We start from the raw sequence: 12490 nt of genomic DNA, 5'->3' as shown, positions 1-12490 counted from the left end.
CGTCGAGTTCGGGGACGTCGTAGGTGCCGTCGGGGTGCGGCAGGAAGATCTTGATATTGGGAAACTGGCCGGTGGCGATATACGCGCCGACGGCATCGCCGGAGAAGGTGAACCGGCGCATGTGCGGCGAGAGATCCTCGACGGTGTCAACGGTGAAAAGCAATGCCATGATCTGGTGACTCTTTCGGCGCAGTGGTGGGGTTCTCAGGCGAATTCATCTGCGAATTCGTCGATTTCGTCTTGGGTGAGGTCATCGATCAGTGAATCGGACGGGGTGATCCCGCCGAGTTCGCCGAATGTGTCGGGGGCGGCCAGCGCAGCGAGGATCGCCGACCATTCGTCGACGATCCGCCGCGCCTGCTCCCGGGTGATGAGCGTGCGTACGTAGGAGATCTCGGCGCGCAGCCGAAGTTCGTCATCGACGGCCACGGCGACGGCGTTGATCTCCAGCGGATGGGACACGGGCATGGCGTCGTCGCGGACCACGATGATCGGCTTGCCGGGCCACACCGCGGAGAACGGTCCGGTGCCTTCGCCGGTGGTGAGCCTGCCGAGGTAGTTGAACAGCACACCGCTGGGCCGCTGTGGCTGCGCGGCGGGTGAGAGTTCGGTCAGCAGACCGTATTCGAGGCCTCCGAACTTTGGCGCGGCCAGTCGTTCCTTCACCTGTTTGATGACGGTGTCGGCCGATCGGGTCGGTGCCGTGTGATCGGTCATGGGGACTTCGATCGATACGGGCCAGAAGGCGGTGAACCAGCCGACGGTGCGCGACAGGTCGACGTCGTCGATGAGGGTCTCGTCGCGGCCGTGCCCTTCGAGGTCGACGAACAGTCGCCGCGGACCGGACCGCTCGCCGGAGTACACCCGTGCGATCGCCAGCGCGAGCGTGGCAAGCAGCACTTCGGTGGGTCCGGTGCGATACAGGTCGGGGACATCGGTGATGGCTTCTCGCGCGGGCAGCTCGACCTCGAACCGTTCGACGGCCGACGCCACATCGATGGCCGCGTCCAACGGGCGGCCCGCGACCGCGATGTCGCCGGGGCCGGGAACGGCCGGGGGATGTTCCCATAGACCGGCACCTGCGGCGATGTCGGCATCGTCGGCTCGGGAGGCCAGCCCGCGCGACCATTCGCGGAACGAGGAGGTGGGCGCGGGAAGCCGGGGTGCCCCGGCGCGGGACACGGCGTCGAAAGCGCTGCGCAGATCCTCGCCGAGGATGCGCCAGGACACCCCGTCGACGACCAGGTGATGCACGATCAGGACGAACGCGTCGGTTACTCCGGCCCCGGCCGGGACTTCGCGGACAAGCAGAGCTCGACTCATGAGCCCGGCGCGCGGGTGCAGGTGGTGTGCTGCCTCGGTGATGCGCCGCTCGGCCCACGTCTGCGCCGCCGCGGCATCGACGCCCGTGGGGGTGTGGATCTCGTCGACGGTGCCGTCGGCGCCATCGATAGGTGCTGAATCGACCACGAGTCCGTCGTCGGTGAGACGGGCACGCAGCATCGGGTGCGCCCTGCGCACCGCGTCGAGGGTACCGGCCAACTGGTCCGGCGTCGTCCCGGGCGGGATCCGGTACGCGCGGACCTGTGCGAACGTGTCGAGCGGGCCGCCGTTGCGGAGCACCCGGTGCATCAACGGTGTGAACGGGATATCTCCTACGGCCTGTGCCGGGTCGACGGTGACGGCCGGTGTGGCCGAATCCGCGGATGCGTCGGCCAACGCCTGCGCGGTCCGCAGCTCGAACACTTGGCGCGGGGTCACGACGATACCGAATTCTCTTGCCCGCGAGGTCAACTGGATGGAGATTATGCTGTCACCACCGAGGGTGAAGAAGTCCTCACCGGGATCGACCGTCGGCAATTCGAGGATGTCGGCGATCAGACCGCAGAGGACTGCGACCGGCGAATCCCCCGACACCGGTTGCGCGGCAACGGGTTGACCGTGCCACGGATCGGGTAAGGCCCGACGATCGGTCTTGCCCGCCGGGCTCAGCGGGACCGCGTTGATCGGTACGAATGCCGACGGGACGATGTACGACGGTGCGACGCGCGCGATCTCCCCGCGCAGTGCCGAGAAGTCCGTGGTGTCGGTTCCGGTCAGGTAGGCGACAAGCCGCGCCGGTGAGCCTGCGGACGCCCGGACGTCGGCGACCACCGCACCCACCGGAATGTCGAGCGTGCGGGCGGCGGCGATGACGGCGGACTCCACCTCGCCGAGTTCGACGCGGTAGCCGCGGACTTTCACCTGGTCGTCGGCGCGGCCGAGGTAGTCGAGTTGGCCGTAGCTATTCCAGCGCACCAGATCGCCGGTGCGGTAAAGACGTTCACCCGCGATGAAAGGGCTCGCGATGAATCGTTGCGCAGTCAGGTCGGGGCGTCGATGGTAGGCGCGCGCCATTTGCCGGCTGCCGATGTACAGCTCGCCCTCATCTTCGGCCGCGACGGGCTGCAGATGTCGGTCGAGCACGTGCAGGTCGGCACCGCGCGACGGCACTCCGATCGATGGTTCGGGTGTGTCGGTGACGGTGGCGAAGGTGATCTCGACGGCGGTTTCGGTGGGGCCGTACAGGTTGAACACGGTGACCGAGGGATTGGCGTGCAGTTCGGTCCACAACGCGGGCGAAAACGCCTCGCCGCCCGTTGAGAGCCATCGCGGAACATGTTCACCACCAGTAGGATTCACCAGACCCGCACGCACATACTCGGCCTGTAGTGCGGGCACCGCGTCCACGTAGTCGATCCGGTGGGAACGGATGAAGTCGATGACGATATCCGGGTCGGTGACGTCGCCGCGGTCGATCAGGTGCAGGTGATGCCCGAAACACATCCACGCCAGCGGCACCACGGCTGAGTCGAAGGAGAAGGTATGGGTGCTCAGGATCCGGATGGGCTTGTCCGGCATCGTGAAATGCCGGTGGGAGCCGAGGAGCGTCGTCACGGCACGGTGGGGGATCACCACGCCCTTGGGCAGGCCTGTCGATCCCGACGTGTAGATAACGTAGGCGGCATTCTCCGGATGTGGATATCCCTGCGGCAGAGACACTTCCGATTCACCCGGCAAGTCGGTCGCATCGAGGTCGATGAGTGTCGCATCGGCCGGAAGGTGCTGTGCGGCCAGTTCGCGGGTCGTTTCGGTGACCAGCAACACCCGCGCCCGGCAGTCGGTGAGCAGGTGCCTGACCCGGTCGGCCGGATAGCGGGGATCGATGGGGACGAACGCACCGTGCGCCCGCCACACTGCCAGGATCGCGGCGACCGTCGCGGCAGACGAGTCGGCGACGATCGCCACCGGGTCGTCGGCACGTACCCCGGCCGCCCGCAGTGAACGGGCTAATGCTCGAGTGCGAGCGGCCAATTCGGTGAACGTCCAGGTGGCGTCCGGCGCGACGATCGCCGGTACATCGGGATGCGCGGCGACTGTCGCGTCGAATGTCTCGATCATCGACGAGGCGCCGGGGTTGGGGTCGCCGCGGCCGAGGCGGGTCGCTTCGTCGACCTGATCGTCGGTGATCACGGGCATCGCCGCCAGCCGGGTGGCCGCAGATGCGGGGTCGGTGAAAGCCACCAGGAAGCGGGCGATGCCGCCGGACAGCCGCGACAGCGCAGCCTCGTCGTAGCGGTCGGCATCGGCGTCGATGAGCAGGCTCAGCTCGCCGTCGCCGGTGGGGGCGACAGTAACCGAAAAGTCTTGTACCGGGCCGCGTTCGATGGAATGCTGGACGGCGTCGCGGCCGTCGAAACGGACTGACGGCGCGAACGGTTTGGCGTTGACGACGGTGCCGGCGAATCGGCTGAAACCGCCGGTGAGGGTGGGTTCGGTGCCCACCGGCCTGCCTCGGTAGCGCTGATGCCGGCTCAGTTCTGCGATTGCGGATCCGGTGCCGGCGATGATCTCGGCGACGCTGTCGCCGGCGCCGGTCGGCACCCGCAGCGGGACAAGGTTGACCGACACAGTGGGCACCCGCGCCGACGGTGAGCCGAGCCGGTTCATCAGCAGAAAACTGAGGCTTATCTCGGCGTCACCGCGTACTCGGGCCAGATATCCGGCGACGCCCGCGGTGACCGCGACGGTCCAGTTGCCGGGCATCTGTGGCAACCTGGTCCGCAGCGTACGTACGGCGTCGGCCTGCCCCGACGTTCCCGTTTCGGGGGCGCCGTCGAGCCGGTCGGACCAGAATGCGGCATCGGCGGCATAGGCGTCGGAGGACAGGTAGTCGAGGTCGCCGTCGACCACCTTGGCGATGGAATCGAGAGGGATGGCGGTATCCCTTGTTCCCGCCACCAGATGCCCGTACAGAGCTGCACCCCGGTTGAACACCAGCGACAGGCCGTACGCGTCGATCAGCGCGTGATGCACGGCCAGCACCCAGAACGTGCGGCCCGGTGCGCTGATGATCCATTGGTGCACACCGGGTACGGCGCGTAGATCGTGCGCACTGCCGGTCCACTCGCGGACCTGCGCGGTGATCGTCGGCCACGGATCGTCGGCATCGCTGTGGACGACGGTGGGCAGCGGAAGGTCGAAGCCGCCGGGCAGTTGACGCCACCCGGTACCGGTCTCGACCAGCCGCGTGGTCAGCGTATCGGACTCGGCGACAGCCGATTGTGCTGCGCGCGCCAGTGATTCGACGTCCACCTCGCCCGGGATCTCGATGGCGTCGCACACGTTGAACGTCGCATTGTCGGGGGCCAGTGTCTGGCCGAACCACAGTCCGGCCTGGGCGCAGGTCAATGGGATCGGATGGGTCATGTCACCGCTCCAGGAAGGCGGCCAGGTGCGGCCCCCACGTGCGCACCGCGTCGGGGTTGAGCATCTGCGGATGCGGATACTCAACGTGCACATGCTGTTTCACATCCAGCATCCCGGACCACGTGTTGTATGAGAACGGGGGATCGGCCTCGACGTACAGCACCGGGATGTCGACGGGTGCGGCCGGCGGATGTAGTTCCCGCATCACCGTCAACGCCCACATATTCGATTCCACGATGGATTCGACGTAGTCGGCGCCCAGCCCGGCGAACACGGAATCGCTGCCGCGCACCACCTCGACGGCCTGTTCGACCGTCAGCTCCGGCGCGAGTTCGGGCGGAACCGGAACGTCGATCGCCGCCAATGCCGCGGCTGCGGGGGAGATCGTGTCGACATATTCGAAATACTCGGCGGGGGAGCGGGCGAACGCGTCGACAAGCACCAGCGACTCGACCGCGCGGCCGCGCTCGGCCAGTGCTGCCGCGACCGCGGTGGTCACCGAGCCACCGAACGACCAGCCGAGCAGCGTCACCGGCGGCCTTGTTCCGTCCGGCCCGGCTGGAGCCGCCCGGTCGATCTGTTCGGCGAAATATCTTGCCGCCGAATCAAGGTCGGCACTGACCTCGATGCTCGCGATCGCCGGTGACTGCACGGCGAATACGCCCCGCGAATCGGGGATGTGCGCGAGCAACTGCCCATACCGCCAGCCCAGGCCCGTGCCCGGCGGCAGGACGAACACCGGAGTGTCGGCCCCCGCCTGACGGAAGCCGATCAGAGGAACCCGCAGCTGCGAGCCGGTATCGGAGTCTCCGCCGAGCACCGCGGCCAAACCCGCGATCGACGGATTGGTGAATACGTCCGCCACCTTGAGCTCGACGCCGAGCCTGCTCCGCACGGCGTCGGCGAACGTCATCAGTTGCAGCGAATGCGCACCGAGATCAAACAGATTGGTGTCGGGGGCCACGTCGTCGACACCGAAGACACCCGCGGCGATCTCGGCGAGTACCCGTTCCAGCATCGAAGCGGCGCGGCCGGCACCGCCGAGGACCGTCACAGGTTCGGGGAGCGCGGACACATCCCGTTTTCCGTTGACGTTGACCGGGATCTCGTCGATCTCGGTGATCGTCGACGGCACCATGTACGCCGGGAGTTTCTCAGCCAGTTGCCGCCGGATCTGCGGGATCGGCGGCAGAGCGCCGTCGGACACCACGTATCCGTCCAGTGTCGTTGTGGCCGAGGGTGTCCCGGCGCTATCGGTGCGTGCCACAACGGCGGCGTGCAGGACTCCGTCGACGGCCGCGAGCACGGCTTCGACCTCGGCGGGCTCGACGCGGTAGCCGCGCACCTTGACCTGGAAGTCGGTGCGGCCCAGGTAATCCAGAAGCCCGTCGGCCCGTCTGCGCATCAGATCGCCTGTGCGGTACAGCCGTTCGCCGGGGTTGTCCGGGTGTGCGACGAAACTCGCGGCGGTCAGCTCGGGCCGGCCCCCGTAGCCGCGCGCGAGGCCGTCACCCTCGACGTACAGCTCACCCGGTACTCCCGGCGGCACCGGACGCAGCCACGGGTCAAGCAGATGGCCGACGGTGTTGCTGATGGGTCTGCCGACGGTGGGTGTGGCCGAATCGTCGGTGCCGCCGCCGAGGGTGTTGATTGTGTACTCAGTAGGTCCGTACAGGTTGTAACCCTCGGTACCGTCGGCGTCGCGCAGCGCGTCCCATACCCCGGTACCCACGGCCTCACCGCCGAGCAATACGAGTGCGGGTCGGTGTGAATCTGTTGCTCCGCCGAAGGTTTCGCCGTTCAGAAGTCCCGCTGAGATCAGGTATTCGGCGTAGGTGGGCGTCACATTGATGACGTCGATCGTGTGGGTGTCGCAGTAGGCGACGAGGTCACGTGGATCGCGGCGCAGGTCCTCGTCGCACACGTGCACGGTGTGGCCGTAGGTGAGCCACAGCAACTCCTCCCACGACATATCGAATGCGAACGACACCGTGTGTGCGATGTGCAGCCGGTCGAACCGGGAGCGGGCCACCGCGGGCCGGAAGATCTCGTCGAGGTGGTTGACGTACATATTGGTCAGGCCGCGATAACCGGTCACCACACCTTTGGGTTTACCGGTCGATCCGGACGTGTAGATCACGTACGCGGGATGATCGAGGCGGTCGGCGTGATCGTGGGAGAATCCGCCGAGTTCCTTGTCGGACAACGGCTCCGGAGACAGTCCGGTGAGCCGTGCCAGCACCAGCGGTGACCGCAGACCGATCGGCTCGACCCCGGTGCCGGAGAAGATCACCTGGTCGGTCTCGGCGGTGGTGCCGGCGGTGAGCGCGAGAACCGGCCGGGCGTCGGCCACCAGTTCGTGCAGGCGTTCGGCCGGGTGCACGAGTTCCAGTGGCAGGTACGCCGCACCCGTGCGCAGTACCGCGAACAGGGCCACCACCATCTCGATGGAGCGTTCGATCCCCAGGGCCACCACCGTTTCCGGTGCGGCCCCCTCTGCGATCAACAGCCTTGCGAGTCTGTTGATCTCGGCATCGAGTTCGCCGAAGGTCAGCGATCGGTCGCCGAAGATCAGGGCGGTGGCGTCGGCGTTCTCGGCCGCGGTCGCGGCCAGCAGCTCCGATACCGACAGCTCCGGCACATCGAGTGCACGGCCGATCTGTGGCCGTTCGGCCGCAGCGATCGGCAACTGGGCCAGCTGGGTGTCGAGAACCCCGTCCGGGGAGGCGAGCGCGGTCAGCAGGGTGATCAGGTCGTCCGACAGTCCGTCGGCGGTTTCGTCGGAGACGATGTCCGAGCGGGTCTCGATCTTGACCGCCAGCTCGTCGCCGGGGGTGATCACCACGGTCAGCGCGAAATGGGTGTGGTCGTCGCTGGTGTGCCCGACCACGCCGTGTTCGGCCCCCAGCAGGGCGTCGGCGATGAAGTTCTGCAGCACCAGCAGGGTGTCGAACAGGACGGGAGCCGACGCCTGAGCCTGGATCTCACCGAGGCTGAGCCAGTCGTGTCCGAGCACGGCGAGCGCGGTCGACTGCTGCGCGCCGAGCAACTCGGCCACGGTGGCGTCCGGGCGCAGCCGTGCCCGCACCGGAACCGTGTTGAGGAACATACCGATCGCGGCGTCGGCCCCGTCGACCTCGGGTGGCCTGCCGGCCACGGTCTGGCCGATCGCCACGTCGGTGCGCCCGGTCCACCGGCTGACCACCAGCAACAGTGCCGTCGACAAGATCGTGTTGAGAGTGACGCCGGCGGTCCGGGCGAGTGCGGGCAGCGCCGCGGACTGCTCAGTGGTCAGAGTGTGCTCGTGAATCCTGGTGTAGCCCCGGACGATCGGATCGGCCTCCGGCACCAGGACCGAGGGTTCGTCGTACCCATCGAGATAGCGGGCCCAGGCCGCCGCCGCGGCGTCGTGGTCGCGTTCGCCCAGCCAGCGCAGATATCGGGCGAAGACGGCGGACTCGATCGGCGTGGGCTCGTCGTCGCGCTCGCCGGCGTAGTGGGCGAGCAGGCCGCCGATGAACGGACCGTTGGACCAGCCGTCCCAGACGAGGAACCGGCGGGACACCGCCACCCGGTCGCCGTCGGGGCGCCGGATCAGCGTAACCCGCCACAGCGGGGGCGCGGCCGGATCGAACTTGTGCTCGCGATCGGCCAGGATCACCTGGTCGTACGCGTCGTCGAGTGCGGCGCCGCGTAGTTCGCGCAGGTCGGCGATCTCCAGCGGTGCCGGCAACCCGTCGACGATGTACTGGACCGGTGCGGGCAACCCCTCGTGGGTGAACCCGCCACGCAGCGACGGATGGTCGGCCATCAGAGCGGTCAGCGCGTGCCTGAGCCGTGGTGGGTCGAGCGCCCGGTCGAAATCGAGCACGAACTGTGCGTTGTAGATGTCGAGGTCCTCGGACACCACCGACTGGAAGTACAGACCCTCCTGCAGCGGTGACAGGGTCCAGATCGCCTCGATCGGCCCGGGAGCCAATTGCCGAAGCCGGCTGCGGGCCGTGTCGGAAAGCGCCACGCCCACGATGTTGTCCGGGGACGGACCGACCTGGTTGGCGGGATCGGCCGCGGCGGTGGCCACAGACTCGGCCGCCCGGGCCCAGGCCTGTGCCAGCGCAAGTGGCTCGACGGAACGCCCACCCACCGCGAGCGGCGAGTAGACGGTGAACTCGAATCCGGTGTCGGTGACACGGACCAGCGCACCGGACTTCGGCTCGTCGGCGCGCAGCACACGCAGGCCACGCTCATCGCGAACTCGGATCCGCCAGCGGTCGCCGGTACCGGCGAGCACACCCGAGGCCTGCGGATGCAGGTACCGCAACAATGCGAAATCGATTCCGTTGTCGCGATGTCGATTCAGTCGGCTCCGCGCTGAGCGCAGCGCGGCCGACGGATCGCTGGCCGCGGCGATCGCGACGGGTGCGGCGAAACCGAATGGGGCCGCGCTTCCGGCGACCGGCTCCGGATATCCCGTGCGACCGGTGCGGTCCAGATCGACGATCGTTTCCGAAGCGTTTGTTGCGGAATCGATGTCGTGCAGAGCCAGGCTCAGGGCCGCGAGTGCGGCACCACCGGGGTCCAATCCCGCGGCGGACGTCGCGGACGGATCGGTCGTGACCATCGCGGTGGCAGCAGTGGCCGACTCGCCTGCGGGGGCCGGAGATGGTGCTCGGCGTGCCAGTTCCAGCCAGCCGTCGAGTTGTTCGACACATGTACCGGATTGGGCGCGGTCCCCGGCCCAGGTCACCGCATCCGCCGGTGCGGGTGCCGCGGGAAGGGTCGGAGCACCACCGGATGCGAGGGTGGCCCAACAGGTTTCGATATCCTGCCGCAGGATCTGCATGCCCTGTGCGTCGACGACGAGCGGGTGCGCCGCCAGCAGCAGCGTTCCCGGTCGTCTGCGTACCCCCGGAATCCATGCTGCCGCGAAACCTGCTGCTGTATTGGCCAATTCGTCGGCAGCCTGGTCGGCAGGGGTGGCGGCGTCGAGGATCGTAGGCCAATCCGCGGCATCGGCCGGAACGTACTCCCACAGACCGGGAGCCCAGCGTTCGGCGCGCAGCGACAGTTCCGGATGAGCACCGGCGAGGGTCGTCAGCACCGCTCGCACCTGGGCGGCCTCGGTTCCGGGAGGTGTCGACACTGCGATCACCGTCGCGGCCGGCGGGCCGGTCTCGGCATCGGGGCCCGGGGAGTCGAGAGAATCGGCGTCGTTGTAGGTGATCCACTCCTCGGCTCCGGGAAGCGTCCCGGCAGGTGTCTCCGGAGCGGCCGATCCGGCGGCGAGAACGGTCAGCGGTGGGCCGATGACCTGTTCCGGATCGTTGACCAAGCCACGTACGTACTCTGCCAATTCATCTGCGATGACGGTCATCTCGGCCATATGGGTACCCGGGCCGTGCAGATTGAGGCGGATCTGCTTGGCCGGTACGTCGACCTCGAAGAACACGTCGATGTCGCCGGTCGGACCCGACGACAGGATCTCCAGCGTCGCGTCCAGACCGAGCCGGGTGAAGGGCCGCGTGCTCAGCGGCAGCACGTTGGCACCCACCCCGAACAGAGCCTTGGGTGTGCCGGCCTCGCGCAGCGCCCGGCCGAGATCCTCACCTCGGAAGCGGCTGTGCGGGGCCACCTGGCCGAGCAACTCGTCGATGTCACCGGCCGCCTGCCGCCAGGTGGCGCCGGACCGCAACTTCACCCGGACCGGTAGCACGGTGGCGAAAGTGCCGAGATGCGTTCGCAATTCGGGGGTTGTGCGCGCTGCCATCGGCATCGCGAGCATCAGATCCGACTGGCCGGTCCGCTGATGCAGAAAACCGGCGAGCGCGGCGAACAACAGGCCGGCGGTCCGCACCCCGAGTGTGCGTGCCTGCCCGTACAGCCGGTCGTATTCGTCGTCGGTGAGCCCGACGGACAGAATATCGGCCCGGCGGGGGATCGGATCGAGGTCGGTGAGCAGGCGCGGGGGCGGGGGAGCATCGGCCACATGCGCGAGCCAGAAATCGCGATCCTCGGTGAACTGCGCCGAGTTTCGGTAGTCCTCGTCGAGGTCGACCAGACTGCCCAGCGACCACTGATCCCCGGAATCGTCGCCACCGGCGTACTTTTCACCGCGACGCAGGGCGTCATAGCGAGCGAGCCCTGTCGCCAGCACGAATCCCACTGCCGTGCCGTCGAGGATGAGGTGATGCGCCGACAGATAGGCGAGGGTGTACTCGTCCTCCACCCGGATCAGACTGATCCGGAACAGTATTTCGCCGGTGACGTCGTACGGGCGTTCCAGCTCGGCCGCGATCCACTCACGGGCAGCCGCGTAGGCGTCCGGACGCTCACGCAGATCGTGGAGGTCGACCGTCGGGATGGTGGCGGTCGGCTCCTGCACCACCTCACCGCTGTCGGTCACCCGGAACCGCACCCGCACCGCCTGCGATTCGGCCATCGCGGCGCTCATCGCGTCGAGGAGAACGTCGAAATCGGCGGGACCGCGGGCGTGTGCGACAAGGACCGTCGAGTAGGCGGTGGCGTCGTCGGTGAGCCGCTGCCCCACCCAGATCTCACGCTGAGCGGCGGTCAGCGGCCGTGCCGATGCCCCGTCGAATATGGGTGCCCCGTCGGTTGCGGGACTGGCGGTGACGGTGGTGCTGTCGGTCATTACGGCGTGGCGGCGGGCTTAGCGGCCTTCACTGCGGATTCGATGGCCTCGACCTGCTTGTCGGCGGCGGTGATGGTGTACGCGTACGGAGCCGGATACGGGAACAGGTTGCCCGCCTTGACCGCCGGCAGATTCTTGAACGTCGGCTTGTCGAGCAGTTCCTGGGTCCGCTTGGTGGGTTTGCCGTCGAAGTCGGCCTCGTAGAAGATCACGTTGGCCGGTTCCAGCTTGCTGGTCAGCTCCAGCGAGATGGCCTGGTTATAGCGTTCCGGGTTGGGGTCGGCTCCCGAGAAGTAGGTGAGGCCCGCCTTTGTGAGCCGCTCGTACGTCAGCGCCTTGGACGTGGCGATCTGGAACGAGCCGGGCACCGCTGAACCCTCGACGTACGCTACCTCGCCGAGCTTGGCGATGGTGTCCTTGTGGGTGGTGCCGATCTGCGCCAGTTCGGTGTCCAGGCGCTTCAGATCGGCAGTGACCTTGTCGCCGCAGCCCACGGCGTCGGCGACCTTGGTGTAGTTGCGCCACACGTCGGCGGGCTCCAGGATGCCGAAGGCCGCCACCGGCACCTTGTCCTTGAGCTTCTCCACCGCAAGGGTCTCGACGATGTCCTTGCGGATCGAGGTGACCACCAGATCGGGCTTGAGCGACAGGGTCTTCTCCGCGCTCAGACCGTCGGAGATCGACCCGACCGTGGGCAGGTCCTTGGCCTTGTCCAGTTCTTCCTGGGTCGCGTTCTGCTTGTAGTCGTCGAGCAGGCCGACCAGCGGAACCCCGAGGTCGAGGAGCTGATTGCCGACGAGCCAGCCCGCGACGATGCGTTGCGGGGTCACCGGTGCCTCCACATCGCCGAGGAAGGTGTCCTTGATCACGCGGGTGCCCGACTCCGAACCGGACTGGCAACCGGCCGCCTTCGCAGTGGAGGAGGTGGCCTCCTCCGACGAGTCGCTGCCACACCCCGCCGCGACGAGGGCGGCGGAGGCGGTGAGCGCGACGATCAGGTTGCGCGCGCGCCGGTGGCCGCGAGCCGCTCGAGTGGTGGTTGCCCGTGTGGTTGCTGCCATCGGTGAGGCTCCTCGGTGTGTCGTGCTG

General features: G+C 67.8%; 4 protein-coding genes. All 4 read right to left on the bottom strand.

All coding sequences use genetic code 11. The annotated features are described in order from the left end of the window. The coding region (locus Q0627_RS11670; RefSeq protein ID WP_298810051.1) for a siderophore-interacting protein at positions 1-169 on the bottom strand (169 nt) is incomplete at its 3' end. A gap of 35 nt (positions 170-204) precedes the next feature. Then, positions 205-4749 (bottom strand): non-ribosomal peptide synthetase, encoded by a 4545-nt coding sequence (locus Q0627_RS11665; protein ID WP_298810030.1) that lies wholly within the window; start codon positions 4747-4749, stop codon positions 205-207. 1 nt (position 4750) lies between these two features. Beyond that, positions 4751-11401, bottom strand: a complete 6651-nt coding sequence (locus Q0627_RS11660) for a non-ribosomal peptide synthetase (RefSeq protein WP_298810028.1) — start codon at positions 11399-11401, stop codon at positions 4751-4753. Continuing rightward, complete coding sequence (locus Q0627_RS11655) at positions 11401-12462, bottom strand: ABC transporter substrate-binding protein (RefSeq protein WP_291015810.1); 1062 nt, start codon at positions 12460-12462, stop codon at positions 11401-11403. Before Q0627_RS11655 ends, Q0627_RS11660 begins: the two co-directional genes overlap by 1 nt. Positions 12463-12490 lie beyond the last annotated feature (28 nt).

Origin of the sequence: uncultured Gordonia sp. (genome assembly GCF_937858515.1) — a bacterium.
Lineage (GTDB): Bacteria > Actinomycetota > Actinomycetes > Mycobacteriales > Mycobacteriaceae > Gordonia.
The sequence above is the reverse complement of the archived record's forward strand: the minus strand, read 5'-3'. Positions and strand labels throughout refer to the sequence as shown.